We start from the raw sequence: 15,484 nt of genomic DNA, 5'->3' as shown, positions 1-15,484 counted from the left end.
TGGTGCTAAAATAATTTTATAGTGCCAATATGTACTCATTTTTATTTTTATGTGCCTATATTATTTTTAAAAAGTTATTAATTACCACTAGCTATTTTAATTAACACTAGTTTAAATAATTTGATAGAAAAAATAGTTCATGAACAATAACATGCTGAGCGATGATGAGCAACACATTTGTTCAATTTTATTTTTGAAGGGAGGCATCTTTGTTTGATATGTGTTCTGTTGTGATTGTATTTGGATTAAGAGTTAAACAACAAAAACAACTAGGGACACTAAGATAATAATGAAACAAATTTTATCAAGTAATTTGATTGCTCAATCCTCTCCTTTTTCTATATTGGTATCCGGTTCAACCGGTTTTATCGGTTCTAGATTAATCTCATTACTTACTTCTCATGGATATACTGTTACTGGTTTAACAAGAAAAAAAATACCTAACACAAAAAATATCAAATATGTACAAACTGATGTTTTTGATAAAAACCAATTATATGAATCAATGAAAGGAATAGAAGTTGCATATTATTTGTTGCATTCTATGGAAGGAAATAAAGATCAATGGCAAGAGTTTGCATCCCGTGAAAGAATTCAAGCTCAAAACTTTCTTGAATCTGCAACAAAAGCTGGGGTCAAACGAATCATTTACCTTGGTGGATTAGTAAATGATAGTCTAGACTTATCTCCTCATATGAAAAGTAGGAAGGAGGTGGGTGAAATACTTGCATCTGGTAGCATTCCTGTAACTGAATTTAGAGCATCTTTGATTATTGGTGCGCAAGGAGGCTCTTATGCCATGCTGCGTTATCTGGTAGAGAGATTGCCTGTAATGGTTTGTCCCTCATGGGTGAAATCCATGGCACAACCTATTGCAGTTGATGATGTCGTTTTTTATTTGGCTGAATGTCTTGCAAAACCTGAAACTATAGGAGAAATTTTTGAAATCGGCGGTCCTGAAAAAATGACTTACGAAGAATTGATGAGACTTTATGCTAAATACTTGAACAAGCATTTGTTTGTACTTCAAATTCCTTTTCTAACAACTCGACTTTCTTCTTATTGGGTTGATCTGATAACACCAGTTAAAGCATCCCTTGCAAGACCTCTTATTGATAGTCTTGTACATGATACAGTTGTAACTAATGAGAAAATTACAAAAATTATTCCAAACAAACTAAAAACTGTTCATGATTCTATCGATATAGCTACAAAAGAAATGGAATTATTTCCTCCCAAATTAGAATTGAAAGAAGAAAAAACTGGTTTTAAAATAAATCAAACAATTATACAAATTTCATTAATTATTTTAGCATTAATTGGAACATCATACTATTGGTTAGATGATCGACCTGAAGACTATCATTCTTTTTGGTTGTTTGCTTCTTTTGTGTGGTACGCTACTATTTTTACATCTATACTTTTCATTAGAAAAAAAACTCGTTTAGGATATTTTATTTCTGGAGTTTTATCTTGGGTGACTCTGGCTTTTTGGTTGTTTGATAATTTCTATGTGGTCTTTCAAACTTCTTTGATTGCTTCACAACCCAATGAGTTAATGACTATTAGAAATTTTGTTGGAATTGTAGTTGCAATAATTACTGTGATTGCTTCGCATAATTTATTCCATAAAGTGATAGATTATCAGTTCAAAGGAAAACCTATCTAATCCAGATTTTTAGGATATTTCTTTTTTTAATTTAAACATTAGATCATTTGTCATTTTTAACAAATTGTCTATGTTGCTGTCTCCTGCAAAATTTCTTGTCATAGCATATTATTTCCAAATATGGACATAACAAGTAGTATGTATTGTATTGTGACAGTCTTATTTCTGAGCCTAGGCTTAGTTATTTCCAATATGTGCAAATGCCTTCTCGGGAATTTTTACATTAACAAATTCTTTGGGATGTATGATTTTGGCAAGAATTTCAGTTCCGTCAATTGTTCTAATGCTGGGTTTGCTAAAAAATGAATTTGCATCTACTGCATAAATTTGACCTGTTTTAAATGCGTTCAATGTTCTCCATCTGTTGTTGTTTTTTAGAGTTTCATTGTACTCAGAAATTGTTCGTTGGATGTCAAAACCACATGGCATTAAGATGATGATATCTGGATTTGCTTCTTCAATTTCTTTAAAGTCTAATCGTCTTGAATGCTCTCCTGGATGGCTTATCATGTTTGTCCCTCCTGCTATTTCGATCATCTCTGGAATCCAATGCCCTGCAGTAAAAAATGGTTCAATCCATTCGATTGCTACTACTTTTGGTTTTTTTAGACCTTTGTTATTTTGAATATGTCTAATTCTTTTTTCAAGCAAATTTGTTATTTGTCCAGCTTTTTCTTTACAGTTTAAAATTTCTCCCATTTTTGTTACTGATTCAATAATTTCATCCATGTTGTGAGGGTCCATGGAATACACAATTGGTTTTGTATCTAGAATTTTTACTGCGTTATTTACTTGATTAGTATATGCTGCACACACTTCACATGTTTCTTGAGAAATTATCATATCTGGATTTGCTTTTTTCAAATTTGCTTCATTTAAAACAAAAATATCTTTACCTTCATTTAGTAATTTACATGTAGTTGAATTGATCTCTTTACTGGATAATTTTTCAGAATTAATTACGGTGTTGATGATCTTGGGTTTTAAAGATGCCTCTTGTGGATATCTGCATTCATGTGTCACTCCAAAAATTTTATCTTGCTCTTCTAATTCGTATAATAATTCAGTTGCACTTGGTAAAAATGAAACAATTCTTTTTGGTATCATACTTTGGTGTTTACAATTATCATTTAAACATCATATGTTCACTTTTCATCAATTTTTATTATTAGGCAACTTAATAGGCATATTTTAGGCACAAAAAACATGACTTCTGATTCACAAAATATCCGTAATGGAATTTTATCTAAATGGCATGAGACTCTTTCCAAATATGGAAATTTATTCTCATCTGATTCTGTAAGTGGAACAAGTCCTCCTTCTGTATTTGTAGGTTCATACAATTATCCTAAAGTTCTTGTTGGTCCAATGGTTCCTCCAATGCATGGAGATACGAGCTTACTTGACAATCCTGAAAAATGGACGGGAAAATCCTTGGAAGACATTGTTAATTTTAGACTTAATTTGGTAAGAGGCATACAAAAAATATCAATTGATCAAACCGAGGGAAGGTATATTGAAAATCTTCAAGAAGTAACAATGTCTTCACGCCCTATTGACTCTGACTTAATTTTTCATAAACCTACTTCTCCAAATATTTCATTGGATGGTGAAAGTTCCCCATTTGGTCCTTTAGGCGAAATCAAATCTGCAAAATTTACCAATTCTTCTTCGATCAAAGATATAGAAAAAGTATTCTACGATAAAGATTTGAAAGCACAAGATGCTGTACTAAATCTCTATGATTCTGGAATTGAAATTTCAAAAATACAAAAATGTTTTAGCATCGGAATGCTGGGCCACAAAAGAAAATTAGTTCCAACAAAATGGAGCATTACTGCAACTGATGATATAATCTCCAAGTCTCTTACTGAGGATATTTTAGATTATAGTTTGATTGATTCTCACAGAGTTTTTTCATATGAACACTTGGGAAATATTTTCACGGTTGTTCTTTTTCCACATAGATGGGTCTATGAAATGATTGAGGCTTGGTACTCTGATGGTGTTTTAGGATTTGGCTCTGATCATGAGGATGCTCGTGGTATTGATCATCCCCCTGCTATTGCTGGTGCCTATTTTGCAGCAAAATTAGGTGTTTTAGAGTATTTGAAAGAAATGAAAATCCAAGCTGGCGTTGTAATTTTAAGAGAAATCAGGCCTGAATATGCAATTCCTGTTGGTGTATGGCAAGTTAGAGAGGGTATTCGTAATGCAATGAACTGTCCTCCTATTATTGCAAACAATTTTGAACATGCTTTGACTTTGGCTTGTAACAAGATGAGTATAAGTAAATTCGAATGGCTTTCACACGGGAAAATTGCTGAATTAATGAGACAAAAAACAATTTCTGATTTTTTTTGAGTTCTTTACTTGCTTTTATTTAAACAAATTTCCTGGCTCTGGGTTTGCATATAGCAGAAAATATGTTTGACTGGCAAGATATGTATTATTAAATCGAAAAATTATGGGATTAATTTCAGCAAGAATCTCTCCAATTGTAATTTTTTCTTTTTTGAATTTAGTCAGCAAATCAAAAAATTTCTCTTTTTCTTGTTGATTGAAATGATTTGAAAAATATCCGAAAATATGTAATATTACATTGCTGTGTTTTTTGATTGTTGGTTTGTTGTATAATGCTTTTTTCAGATGTGTTTCATATTCGTTTAAAATTTCTTGAAATTTAATTTTTTTATTACTTGCTACAATGTTTCCTAGTTTCTTTAACTCTTCTTGATCATGTGACATGATCATGTATTTGTTAGTGGTTTGAAATGTTACTAGTTTCTTCATTTTTTTTTCATTTTTTACATCCTTGAATCTGTCTAATACATACGCAATGATGTTTTTTTCAGACACTGGGATTATTTCTGTATGAATTTTTCCTTGTTTTTTCAATACTTTTCATGTTGTTTTTAATTTGCATATAAGCCACATCTCTCTTGTTTCTATTTGGCACTATGCTTACAAACAACATAAAAAATTACCACTAGTTGTTAATTTGGCACTAGCTTATATATCATTAATGAAAAAAAAACTCAATGAAAACCGCAATAACTACAATTGCAGCAATTCTGATGATTGCTTCAACCATTTCTACTGCCCATGCAGAAGTTCCTGGTTGGGTAAAGAACAATGCAGCTTGGTGGGCAGATGGAACCATCTCTGAATCTGAATTCCTTACTGGAATATCATTTTTAATTAAAGATGGAATCATAAAAGTACCTCCAACAACAACATCCTCACAAGTAGCTGATAAGGTGCCTGAATGGGTAAAGAACAATGCAGCTTGGTGGGCAGATGGAATCATTTCTGATGCTGAATTTGTAAATGGCATTCAACATTTGATAAAATCTGGATTTGTCTCTGTATCTGTAAATTCAGAACAAATTTCCTATAACCCTGGAAATCTTGATTCTGAATTATCCGTATTAGAATCCAAATTGGACAAATGTTCTGAAATTAAAGTTGGATACAAAAGACTAGATTGTGAAAAACCCATTAAGAAAGAAATTGCTTTATACAAATACAAAACCAATGCTGAAAAATTTGTTCTTGGACCAATTACATACTATTGGTATGGGTTAAATTCTGAAGGAAATGAATTTGAAGTTCGTCCTTCTGGCCAACCTATTTTATCAATTCGTATGTTAGCTGAGAATACTAGTTCAGAAATTACTGCTCTTCACTGTACAAGTCCTTCTATTTGCAGCTATGATGTTTGGGATGGCTCAAAAGCATACAAGTATTCTGGAATGGATTTTACTAGTGGTGAAATAGTACTTAACCCTGGTGATTCTAGAGAATTTAATATTCTCTTTGGACCAAACATTGGGTATGGTGGAACTGAATTTGAATATGATCCTTCAAAAACATATCAATTCAGAATTAATGAACCGTTTGGAAGTACTAACATAGTATTAGATTTGGAGTAAATCTCCAAATCTTTTTTTATTTTGTTAAATGGCATGATTTCTAAAAACGATAGAATAAATTCAAGTTACTATAACGTTGAGAACATGGGTGATGATGACACTAATTCCGAATATTCTGCTTATGGTAAATATACTATAGATACTTCTTTGGAACTCATATTTCCCAAAACTAAGATCAAAATCAACAAAATTGGAGAAAATGTTTTCTCTTATGAAAAACTAGATGCTGAAGATAACATCGTTGAAAAAATTATTCCCACATTTTCTTCAGTTTTGACTCTCGAAATTACTCCTATCAGACCATTAAATCATCCTGCACGAAGAACAAACTATTTGTATTTGGATATTGGCTCTCCTATTTTCCTCTCTAGTGGTTCATCTGCAGATGTTTTTGTAAATTGTCCTATTGAAATTGGTGTTTTTTTGATTAATGGTGAAACACATGAATCTCTGGATTGGTTTACTTGTAATCCTAATGACTCTAGATTTTGTCTATATGGTTCCCCTGAATCTGGAACTTTGTGTAAATATGCTCACTCTGAAATAGTTGAATCGCATGATTCATCTATTCCATACATAAATGGCGTGATGAAAATTAATCTTAAAAATGACTTGTCTAGAGGTTTAACTATTAGCAAACTTGTTTTTCCTATCACTGAGCATTCCTTATACTATAAAGACACAAAAGCAATATTTGATACGTTGACTACTATCTTAAAGAAAAAACTAACTCTGGAAATTTTCGATGGACACCCTTTACCTATCCAAACTGATTGGACAATTTCTCCAACATATGAACGAGCTGAACACAATAAAGCTATAGACATGGGAGTTGATTGATTTGGTTTTGGAATTTTTACAAAGTCTATCTGAAATTGAAATTACTGGCGGATTGACAGTCCTCTCGTTACTCATAGGTGGAATAATTATGGCAGTTGGAGTAATTGTTGCAAGAACTGTCCGATTAATTTTTTCCAAATATTATGCTCCTAAATTACCTCAAGATTCTGCAAAAAATTTTGGCAAGTTAATTTATTTTGGAATTATTATAATTGCATTTTTAGTTTTTACATCTACAACAGGTGTTGATTTTTCTGGTTTACTAGTTGCAGGAGGAATATTTGGTGTTGTTATTGGTTTTGCAACCCAATCTGTAGTGTCTAACCTGATTTCTGGAATCTTTTTGATGATTGAAAAACCAGCTAAACAGGGTGACAAAATCGAAATCCCTGGTTCTGATGTATCTGGTACGCTACTAGACATTAGTACATTTTCTGTTCGTGTAAAAAAATTTGATGGGACGATTATCAGAATCCCCAATGAATCTTTTTTTACATCTAATATTCGATCTCTGAGTTCTACCCCTGTAAGACGTTCAGAAGCTATTATTGGAATTGCATATAAAGAAGATATTGACGGTGCAATTTCTGTTCTTGAAAAAGCAATTCGTAATTCAATGAGTTTTGTGTTGACCTTGCCCAAACCTGAATTTCGACTAAATGAATTGGCAGATTCAAGTGTAAATATTGAAATTTTAGTATGGCATCCAAGAGATGATTGGGATCAAGTAGGTCCTAAATTACTGAAGGTAGCTAAGAATGCTTTAGACGCAGCAGGAATTGAAATACCCTTCCCTCAGCGTGTTATTTGGAATGCAAAAGAATAGCTTATGCCTTTTTTGTGATCTGTTTCTTTTCAGATCTCTTTTTGATCAAACTGTACATGATCATTCCTACATTAATAATTGAAATAATCTCAATCAAATCCACTCCGTACAAGAACCAGTCGATTATTGGATGAACTCTTGAAACGATTCCTGTTTCTAACATCATATCGGCGTTCCAAATCATATGTGGCACTTGAATGAATTGTATGATTGCAATTAAAATCACACTGCCTAATATTTTATTTTCATACCATTGCCAAAATTTGCTCCATGCATTCATGTATTGTATTGTTGTTTAATTCTATTAAACTCCTCTAAAATTAGATTCTCCTAATTAGATGAACCTAATTTTTTTATGCGTATTTTTTCAAACTTAGCTAAAGCTTTTTTTTTAATTTTAAAATTGATAAAAACTTACCACTAGTGTATGTTTTCTAATTTATTCATATATGTAATTGAAAAATTATAATCGATGAGAATTTGGGATGTTTCTCCTGATTTGCTTTGTAGAAATCATTTGTTAGGCGAACATCGAGAATTACATGCTATGTGGTCTATAATTACAGAAAAGAAAAAAGGTTATTCAAAACATCCCGAAACCCTTAGGTGGAAAGGAAAACTAAATGCTCTATATCTTAGACATGAAAAATTGGTCTCAGAGATGAATTCTAGGGGATATTTGCACAAAAGTCCCCTTGACAAACAAAAAGCAACTGGTAAATCTATTCAGAATTCTTTTGTTCATTCTATTAATGAGCAAATCAACATTTTAAAAAATAAAAAATGTGATTGTAAACTACCTTAAACTATTTTTGTTTGATTTTAGTTGGCACTAGTTAAAAAATTACCTCTAGATTATATTCAATACTGTGTAATTAACAGTAAGGAAAAATGCAACAAACAACAAATCAAAAAACTCCACAGTTAAAATTTATGGCAATTTTAGCTATTGCTGTTTCAGTAACACTTGTGTTTACGATAACTCCTTGGAATTTGATTCCTACATCTGTTACTGAAAACGTGACCGTTATTGCTATAACTGATTATGGCTGTGTGGGCGAATCCGTCATTGGACATTCTGTTGTTGTTCCAAATTGTAATGCTAAAGTTGGAGATTTAGTTTCTGCAACATTTAACATTTCTGCAATGGAAATCAATGGCTACTATGACCGAATTGGGGATAAATTAGAAATGATTAATCCTTAATTTTTTTATTTTTCAGCTTGTATCTTTTCTTTACGCATCCATACTGTTTTTCCTTTGTGATCAATTAATTCTATGTTCATTTCATTTAATTTGTCTCTTATTTCATCTGCTTTTTGATAGTTTTTCTCTTCTCTTGCTATCTCTCTGTTTTGAATTAGTTCATCAATTTCTTGTTTTTCTTCTTTAGTTATTTCTGGTATTTCCAATCCTAAAATATCTGACATTCTTTTCAGTTCTGCTTTGATTTTAAGTGCATTTTCTTTTCCTAGTTTTTCTTCAGCTGCCAATCTGTTAGGTTCTTTCACTAGTTGAAAAAATGCTGATAATGCTAGATGAGTGTTCAAATCATTTTCTAATGCATTATCAAAATCTGTACTCAATTTTTGAATTAATTCGTCACTTTTTTCACTATTTTTGTTGTCTGCATGTATTAACTCATAATGACTGGTCTCAACTTGTCTCCATTTAATTAAATTCTCTTTTAGTAATTCTTCAGAATAATCTATTGGTTTGGAATAATGACCTGATAAGCAGAATAATCTGATTATGTTGGGACCCCAATTTTCTAACACATGTTTTATTGATTTTACATTGCCAATCGATTTTGACATTTTTTCTCCTTCAATGGTTACCATTCCTACATGCATCCAAATTTTTGCAAATTGATTTCCTGTACATGATTCTGATTGTGCTATTTCATTTTCATGATGTGGAAAAATAAGATCCCGTCCACCTCCATGAATGTCAAAATTTTCTCCAAGATACTTTATACTCATGGCTGAACATTCTATGTGCCATCCTGGTCTTCCTTCTCCCCATGGGCTATTCCATGTGGGTTCTTTATCTGATAATTTCCATACTGCAAAATCTAGAGGGTCTTTTTTTTCTTCATCCACTTCAATTCTTGCCCCTGACTGAAGCTCGTCTATTTTCTTTTTGGATAGTTTTCCATATTCTGGAAATTTGGATACTGAAAAATAAACACCGTTTTTTGTCACATATGCAACTTCTTTTTGAATTAATTTTTCAATAAATTGTATGATCTCTTTAATGTGTTCTGTTGCTTTTGGATATCTTGTTGCGCGTTTTACATTTAGGCCGTCAAAGTCAAGAAAATAATTTTCAATGTATTTTTTACTAATTTCTTCTGCTGTTTTATTTTCGGCATTTGCTCTCTTGATTATTTTATCATCTACATCAGTAAAATTTTGAATGAATTCGATGTCTATTCCTTTACTTTCCAGGTATTTTCTTAGAACATCAAAAATTATGATTGTTCTTGCATGTCCTATATGCGATTCATCATATACTGTAACCCCACAAAGATAGATTTTGATGTTTTTTGAAATGTCTACTTCTTGTTCTGATTTTGATAATGTGTCTTGAAGTTTCATTTTATTCTCTACTTGGTTTTTGTGGTGGCAATCTTTTATGTTCACTGTTTTTATGCAATTGATGAATTTTTTCTATGGTATTTCTGTCTATTTCTGTAATTTTTTCAGTTTCATCAATTGATAGTTTTTTTTCAAATAAACAAAACAGAATTGAATCAATTTCTTCATATTGGATTCCTAATTCTTCTTCTGCCTCATGATCTTTCCATAGATGAGGACTACTTTTTTTGTTTATGATGGTTTCAGAAACTCCAAGATATTTTGCAATTTCTCTAACTTGTAATTTGTATAATGAAATTATTGGTGTGATATCTGATGCTCCATCACCAAATTTTGTGAAATATCCAATCATATATTCACTTTTATCACTTGAGCCTAAGACAAGATAATTTTTAGCATTTGCATAATAGTACAAAATATTTGTTCTGACCCTTGCTCTTAAATTCCCCTTTGCTTTTTCGTTTGGTTCAATATACATTGAGTATTCATTTACAATGGGCTTGATGTCGATTAGTTTGTATTCTATCCCTGTCAGTGAAATCATCTTGAGTGCATCTTCAGTTTCTGATTTTGGTGTAACAGATGTATCTGGCATGATTAATGCAAGTGTTTTTTCTTGCAATTTTCTCTTGCAAATATAGGCAAGTACTGCAGAATCTATGCCTCCACTTAATCCTAAAATTACTCCTTTGGCCTTATTTTTTTCAATTTCTTCATTTAGAAAAGATTCTATTTTTTCAGTAATTTTTGCATAATCTTGGTTTTTAATTTCATCTACAATATTTTGATTCAACAATTGGTTTTAGTAATTTGTGAGAATAAAATTCCTTCTTCAAATTGAAAGAAAAAAGTTCATTTTGAACACACATTATTCCAAATACTAATTTTGTTTAGTAATATTACAGAATAATCTGTGCCCAACATAACCCATACCTAGCACAAGGGAGGGGAGTTTTGTCCCTTCTCTTTGCATTTAATTTTCTAATATTTCGAATAATGTAAATGCCTTTTCTTCATTTTGGTATTTTAAAATTAATTCATGAATGCCTATCTGCGAATCCTCTGTGATCTGGATTAATGTTTGAAAATTTCCCCTCTTTGAAGCAAAGGTGTTGATTTCTTCTTCCATTCCGTTTGGTTTAATCATAACTATGTTGACTTTTTCTCCTCTAGAATAATCTGCAACATGACCTACAATTTTGATTTGTTGTGGTTCATATTTTGTCGGTTGCTGAAACTCTTCACCAATTACATTGATACGAGATATGTCCTTAGATTCTTCTGAGAGTGAATGTTGTGTTAGTCCTATTACCAAAATTCCAACTAGAATCGAAAATATTATCTGTTTTTTCAACACTTTAGATTGTTTTTTTCAAATAAAAGATGACTGCGAATATTCCGTTTTTGGAAAATGTTCTTTTTTGTCTATCTGTAATATTACATAATTAACGGCTAAAATGATTAGGTAATTTTTTAAATTTACATGAATTTTTTAAATGTCAATATAGATGCCATCATCTCTGACTTCTACTGGATATGTTTCAAGTTTAACATCTTTTAGATAATCTGTCAATTCTCCTGTTTTGATATTATAATGCCAAAAATGAAGTGGACATTCCACAATATCTCCATCTAGTTTGCCTGGTGCAATTGATCCGTCTTGATGTACACACAGATCATCCATTGCATGGTATCCGTCCTGATTGAAAATTGCGATTTGTTTTCCATCTACTTTGAAAGCTTTTCCTTTTCCTGCTTCTACTGCACCTTTGTCTGCAACTTTCTTCCAAGTCAATATGTTTTTGAGATTCTTGTCATTTATTTACATTCGCATGATAGGATTTTATATCGACTTTTACTCCTCAAACTATTGAGTAAAGTAAAGTCTAGCCCAAAATTGATCAAAGATGGAAAACTGTCTTATGAATGGGCAAGATCACATATGCAAATTTTAGATAATACTATTAATCGATACAAAAAATCAAAACCTCTTAAAGGAATTACTTTGGGTTTCTGTCTTCATATTACGAAGGAAACATCTGTTTTGCTTATGGGTGCTAAAGAATTAGGAGCAACAGTTGCATGCTGTGGCGGAAATCCTCTTACCACACAAGATGATATTGCAGCATTTCTTGCATCTCAAGGAATTCATGTTTATTCTTGGCATGGTCAATCTGTCAAAGAATATGATTGGTGTATTGATCAAGTTCTAAAACACAAACCTACCATTCTGACAGATGATGGTGCTGATATGAACATTAAAGCTCATTTTGATAAACGATTCAAAAATATGAAAATCCTTGGGGCTACAGAAGAAACAACAGCTGGTGTTACCAGAATTAGAGCTGTAGAAAATCAGGGCAAGCTTCGCTATCCTGTAATTTTGGTTAATGAGGCATATACAAAACATATGTTTGATAATCGATATGGCACTGGTCAAAGTACTATTGACGGTTATCTACGTGCAATGAATTTACTCATGGCATCAAAACGTATTGTAGTTGTTGGCTATGGTTGGGTAGGTCGTGGTGTTGCATCTAGATGCCAGGGAATGGGTTCTAAAGTAATTGTCACTGAAGTAGATCCTGTAAAAGCTCTTGAAGCTCACATGGATGGTTTTGAAGTAATGCCTATGTCACAAGCTGCAAAGATTGGTGACATGTTCATTACTTGTACCGGAATGACTAGTGTGATTCGCAAGGAACACATTTTGAAAATGAAAGATGGTGCAATTATGGGTAATGTAGGTCACTTTGATGTTGAAATTGATAGTAAATTTTTACTAAAATCCTCAAAATCTGTAAAAGAAGTTAGACCAAGTCTAGATGAATGCACTTTGAAGAATGGAAAAAGAGTTTATCTAATTGGCCAAGGACGCCTTGCAAATTTAGTTGCTGCCGAAGGACATCCTCCAGAAGTAATGGCACAATCCTTCTCAAACCAAATCTTATCTGTTTTGTATATTCTCAAAAACCACAAAAAAATGGAAAATAAAATTATCAACGTACCTGAAGAAATTGATCAACAAATTGCTGTTGATGCTCTCAAAGCTATGGATGTTAAAATTGATAAATTGACTCCTGAGCAAGTAAAATACGCAAATAACTGGTAAACTTCTTAAGATCATTCTCGTTCCCTCTATTATCTAATGAACAAAAGAGCTATCATTACAAGCGCATTACCTTACGCCAACGGTGAAATTCATTTGGGTCATGTTGCATCTACATACCTTCCTGCTGATGTAACTACTAGATTTTTGAAACTAAATGGAGTAGAGGCATATTATGTATGTGCATCTGATGATTTTGGAACTCCTATTCTTATTCAATCTGAAAAAGAAGGCAAAACCCCTTCAGAATATGTTGCATATTGGAACAAAAGAGATTATGATGATTTTTCCGCATTTAATATTGCATTTGATTATTTTTACAAAACTAGTTCTCCTGAAAATATTGCATTTGTTCAAGATGTTTTCAAAAAACTAAATGCTTCAGGGTATATCTATGAAAAAGAAATAATTCAATTCTATTGTAACCATGACAAAAAATTTCTCCCTGACAGGTACGTTAAAGGAATTTGCCCTTACTGTAAATCTGAGGATCAATACTCTGATCTTTGTGAAAGCTGTGGTCGTGTGCCTGAAGAAATCACTGACCCAAAATGTTCCTTGTGTGGTCAACCTCCTACAAAAGAAAAAACAACTCATTACTTTTTTAAACTCAAAAACTTTGGCGATTCTTTATCTAAGTGGTTAGATGAAAATTCTCATTTACAAAAAGATGTAAAAAAATATGTACAAAATTGGATAAAATCTGGATTAATTGATTGGGATATAACCCGAGATATTCCTTGGGGAGTTCCTGTTCCTGTTGATGGCGCAGATGGTAAAGTTTTCTATGGTTGGTTTGACAATCATCTGGCATACATTTCTACTGCTTTGAAATTTTTAAACGATAAAGGCATAGATGGAAAAGAATTTTGGAATTCTGCAGATATTTATCATTTCATTGGAAAAGATATTGTTTATCATCATTATCTTTTCTTGCCTGCAATGAGATTGGGGATTGACTCAGAATACAAATTACCTGATTATATTCCAACTCGAGGTCATCTTACATTACAATCCAAAAAAATCTCTAAAAGTAGAAATTGGTATATTGGCCTGAAACAATTCTTAGAATATTATCCTGCTGATTATCTTAGATATTATTTAGTGTCCATTAATCCATACTCTCAAGATGATTTGAATTTTGATTGGGATGACTTTACTACAAGAATTAATTCTGAATTAATTGGAAATCTTGGAAATTTTGTCAATCGAGCACTTGGATTTACTAAAAAAGCATTTGAAGGTACAGTTCCAGAACCTGATTCTTTTGATGAAAAAGATTTAGAATCTGAACAAAAGATTAAACAACTATCTTCTGATGTTGGGACTTTGATGGAACAAAATCATCTCGATCGTGCATTAAAGAAAATTATGGAGTTTTCTTCTTTTTTTAATCAATACTTTCAACACAAAGAGCCATGGAAAAAAGGCCCTGGTACCGCAAACTGTGTCTATCTATCCGTAAACGCTGCTAGGGCTTTAGCCATTGCAATCCTGCCTTTTATGCCTGAATCATCACAAAAAATTTGGAATCAATTAGGATTAGACGGTGATGTTGCCAATTCTTCTTGGTCTGCTATTTCTGAGTTGGGAATTTTAGCAAATCATGAGTTGGGTGAGGCATCTCCATTGTTTGCAAAAGTTGAAGAATCTGATGTTGAGAAACACAAAAGTCAATTAGGTCCAACTGAGTAGCAATGAAACCTGTACCGAGAATTTCTACTAGGGGGTATTATGATCTTTCTAATGGGACTACTCTGAAAAATAACTCTTATTACACTTATCCAAAAAAAGATTTTAAAAAATTAATTGGTTCTAGAGAATTCACCATCATGATTCATGGATTAAGAAATGATAACTCTGGAGCTGTTGCAAAAGTTGTTTTAGCAAAAAAACAACTACGTAAATTAGGATATGTGTATCCAGTAATTGGGTATAGCTATGATTCAAACACTACTGGTGCACATTTAATTAAACATGCAAAACACGCTCTTGCAGTAGGCCAAAAAATTGCAAAGAAAAATGGTCGTAATCTTGGTAAATTTATTGAAGACTTTAAACTCTCTAGTCCAAAAACCAAAATTAGATTGATGGGGCATTCTTTAGGTTCTCAAGTCATTTTAAGCACTCTTGAATATCTTGAAAAAAAGAAAGAAAATCATGGAATTGTTGAAGCTGTATATTTTTTTGGGGCCTCAATTAATGAAGATGTTCCTGCATCAAAAAAATATGGAAAAATTTTCCAATCTGTTGTAAATTCTAAAATTGTAAATCATTATGCTCCAACTGATGAAGTCCTTCGTTGGGCCAACCATGAAAAATATGTTAAAGGTCCTCTTGGGTTAAATGGCTCTGTTGGAAAGCCTGTGAAAAAATACCGTCAAAAACTAGTCATGCCAAAAAATCATAGATTTGCAAGTTATGCTCAAGTTCTGAATTCTTTCCCTTAGGTTCTACATATAGAATCATTTGTACGTTAATGTTTTATACAAAAAATGAAATTCA

The 15,484-nt window shown here is 32.1% G+C and carries 17 protein-coding genes; 10 read left to right on the top strand and 7 right to left on the bottom strand.

Features of this window, described 5'->3' with window-relative positions; genetic code table 11:
- Nucleotides 1–289 precede the first annotated feature (289 nt).
- Complete coding sequence (locus tag K5781_RS01580) at nucleotides 290–1,669, top strand: NAD-dependent epimerase/dehydratase family protein (RefSeq protein WP_297440012.1); 1,380 nt, start codon at nucleotides 290–292, stop codon at nucleotides 1,667–1,669.
- A gap of 177 nt (nucleotides 1,670–1,846) precedes the next feature.
- On the opposite strand, the gene K5781_RS01575 is transcribed toward K5781_RS01580, so the two are convergent.
- Nucleotides 1,847–2,776 (bottom strand): cobalamin-binding protein, encoded by a 930-nt coding sequence (locus K5781_RS01575; RefSeq protein ID WP_297440010.1) that lies wholly within the window; start codon nucleotides 2,774–2,776, stop codon nucleotides 1,847–1,849.
- A 99-nt stretch (nucleotides 2,777–2,875) separates the two neighbouring features.
- On the opposite strand from K5781_RS01575, the gene K5781_RS01570 reads away from it, so the two are divergent.
- The gene (locus K5781_RS01570) at nucleotides 2,876–4,033 is read left to right on the top strand and encodes an Nre family DNA repair protein (RefSeq protein WP_297440008.1); all 1,158 of its coding nucleotides are present in this window, start codon (nucleotides 2,876–2,878) and stop codon (nucleotides 4,031–4,033) included.
- 15 nt (nucleotides 4,034–4,048) lie between these two features.
- Here K5781_RS01570 and K5781_RS01565 read toward each other — a convergent pair whose 3' ends face one another.
- Nucleotides 4,049–4,567, bottom strand: a complete 519-nt coding sequence (locus K5781_RS01565; protein ID WP_297440006.1) for a YbgA family protein — start codon at nucleotides 4,565–4,567, stop codon at nucleotides 4,049–4,051.
- Between the two features lie 143 nt (nucleotides 4,568–4,710).
- On the opposite strand from K5781_RS01565, the gene K5781_RS01560 reads away from it, so the two are divergent.
- The 3 genes from K5781_RS01560 to K5781_RS01550 are packed head-to-tail and all read left to right on the top strand — an operon-like array spanning nucleotide 4,711 to nucleotide 7,270.
- The gene (locus tag K5781_RS01560; protein WP_297440004.1) at nucleotides 4,711–5,604 is read left to right on the top strand and encodes a peptidase; all 894 of its coding nucleotides are present in this window, start codon (nucleotides 4,711–4,713) and stop codon (nucleotides 5,602–5,604) included.
- A 33-nt stretch (nucleotides 5,605–5,637) separates the two neighbouring features.
- Nucleotides 5,638–6,444, top strand: a complete 807-nt coding sequence (locus tag K5781_RS01555; protein WP_297440002.1) for a DUF432 domain-containing protein — start codon at nucleotides 5,638–5,640, stop codon at nucleotides 6,442–6,444.
- Nucleotide 6,445: 1 nt separating this feature from the next.
- Nucleotides 6,446–7,270 (top strand): mechanosensitive ion channel family protein, encoded by an 825-nt coding sequence (locus K5781_RS01550; RefSeq protein WP_297440000.1) that lies wholly within the window; start codon nucleotides 6,446–6,448, stop codon nucleotides 7,268–7,270.
- A 1-nt stretch (nucleotide 7,271) separates the two neighbouring features.
- Here K5781_RS01550 and K5781_RS01545 read toward each other — a convergent pair whose 3' ends face one another.
- A complete protein-coding gene (locus K5781_RS01545; RefSeq protein WP_297439998.1) occupies nucleotides 7,272–7,550 on the bottom strand; it encodes a hypothetical protein in 279 nt (92 codons plus the stop codon).
- Nucleotides 7,551–7,742: 192 nt separating this feature from the next.
- Between K5781_RS01545 and K5781_RS01540 the strand changes: the two genes are divergently transcribed.
- The gene (locus K5781_RS01540) at nucleotides 7,743–8,075 is read left to right on the top strand and encodes a pyrimidine dimer DNA glycosylase/endonuclease V (RefSeq protein WP_297439996.1); all 333 of its coding nucleotides are present in this window, start codon (nucleotides 7,743–7,745) and stop codon (nucleotides 8,073–8,075) included.
- Nucleotides 8,076–8,161: 86 nt separating this feature from the next.
- Nucleotides 8,162–8,476, top strand: coding sequence for a hypothetical protein (locus tag K5781_RS01535; RefSeq protein ID WP_297439994.1), 315 nt, complete (start codon nucleotides 8,162–8,164; stop codon nucleotides 8,474–8,476).
- A gap of 5 nt (nucleotides 8,477–8,481) precedes the next feature.
- On the opposite strand, the gene cysS is transcribed toward K5781_RS01535, so the two are convergent.
- The 4 genes from cysS to K5781_RS01515 form a co-directional block, all read right to left on the bottom strand.
- Entirely contained in the window at nucleotides 8,482–9,870 is a 1,389-nt protein-coding gene (gene cysS / locus K5781_RS01530; RefSeq protein ID WP_297439993.1) for a cysteine--tRNA ligase, read from the bottom strand.
- Nucleotide 9,871: 1 nt separating this feature from the next.
- Entirely contained in the window at nucleotides 9,872–10,663 is a 792-nt protein-coding gene (locus K5781_RS01525; protein WP_297440198.1) for an NAD+ synthase, read from the bottom strand.
- 180 nt (nucleotides 10,664–10,843) lie between these two features.
- Entirely contained in the window at nucleotides 10,844–11,185 is a 342-nt protein-coding gene (locus K5781_RS01520; protein ID WP_297439991.1) for a hypothetical protein, read from the bottom strand.
- Between the two features lie 177 nt (nucleotides 11,186–11,362).
- The gene (locus tag K5781_RS01515) at nucleotides 11,363–11,665 is read right to left on the bottom strand and encodes a Rieske 2Fe-2S domain-containing protein (RefSeq protein WP_297439988.1); all 303 of its coding nucleotides are present in this window, start codon (nucleotides 11,663–11,665) and stop codon (nucleotides 11,363–11,365) included.
- Between the two features lie 75 nt (nucleotides 11,666–11,740).
- Here K5781_RS01515 and K5781_RS01510 point away from each other — a divergent pair, with 75 nt between their 5' ends.
- From K5781_RS01510 to K5781_RS01500, 3 genes are read left to right on the top strand one after another with little or no spacing between them, the layout of a single operon-like run.
- Nucleotides 11,741–12,982, top strand: coding sequence for an adenosylhomocysteinase (locus tag K5781_RS01510; protein ID WP_297439986.1), 1,242 nt, complete (start codon nucleotides 11,741–11,743; stop codon nucleotides 12,980–12,982).
- 36 nt (nucleotides 12,983–13,018) lie between these two features.
- Nucleotides 13,019–14,674, top strand: coding sequence for a methionine--tRNA ligase (gene metG, locus K5781_RS01505; RefSeq protein ID WP_297439984.1), 1,656 nt, complete (start codon nucleotides 13,019–13,021; stop codon nucleotides 14,672–14,674).
- Between the two features lie 2 nt (nucleotides 14,675–14,676).
- Nucleotides 14,677–15,429, top strand: a complete 753-nt coding sequence (locus K5781_RS01500) for a DUF726 domain-containing protein (protein WP_297439982.1) — start codon at nucleotides 14,677–14,679, stop codon at nucleotides 15,427–15,429.
- The last annotated feature ends 55 nt before the right edge of the window (nucleotides 15,430–15,484 follow it).

The sequence above is a fragment of the Nitrosopumilus sp. genome, from assembly GCF_025699255.1.
GTDB lineage: Archaea > Thermoproteota > Nitrososphaeria > Nitrososphaerales > Nitrosopumilaceae > Nitrosopumilus.
The sequence above is the reverse complement of the archived record's forward strand: the minus strand, read 5'-3'. Positions and strand labels throughout refer to the sequence as shown.

Bases quoted from the DNA above. Each gene is read 5' to 3' on its own strand.
- K5781_RS01555 (WP_297440002.1), top strand. From the start codon at position 5,638: ATGATTTCTAAAAACGATAGAATAAATTCAAGTTACTATAACGTTGAG.
- metG (WP_297439984.1), top strand. From the start codon at position 13,019: ATGAACAAAAGAGCTATCATTACAAGCGCATTACCTTACGCCAACGGT.
- K5781_RS01560 (WP_297440004.1), top strand. From the start codon at position 4,711: ATGAAAACCGCAATAACTACAATTGCAGCAATTCTGATGATTGCTTCA.
- K5781_RS01540 (WP_297439996.1), top strand. From the start codon at position 7,743: ATGAGAATTTGGGATGTTTCTCCTGATTTGCTTTGTAGAAATCATTTG.
- K5781_RS01535 (WP_297439994.1), top strand. From the start codon at position 8,162: ATGCAACAAACAACAAATCAAAAAACTCCACAGTTAAAATTTATGGCA.
- K5781_RS01500 (WP_297439982.1), top strand. From the start codon at position 14,677: ATGAAACCTGTACCGAGAATTTCTACTAGGGGGTATTATGATCTTTCT.
- cysS (WP_297439993.1), bottom strand. From the start codon at position 9,870: ATGAAACTTCAAGACACATTATCAAAATCAGAACAAGAAGTAGACATT.
- K5781_RS01545 (WP_297439998.1), bottom strand. From the start codon at position 7,550: ATGAATGCATGGAGCAAATTTTGGCAATGGTATGAAAATAAAATATTA.
- K5781_RS01570 (WP_297440008.1), top strand. From the start codon at position 2,876: ATGACTTCTGATTCACAAAATATCCGTAATGGAATTTTATCTAAATGG.
- K5781_RS01580 (WP_297440012.1), top strand. From the start codon at position 290: ATGAAACAAATTTTATCAAGTAATTTGATTGCTCAATCCTCTCCTTTT.
- K5781_RS01575 (WP_297440010.1), bottom strand. From the start codon at position 2,776: ATGATACCAAAAAGAATTGTTTCATTTTTACCAAGTGCAACTGAATTA.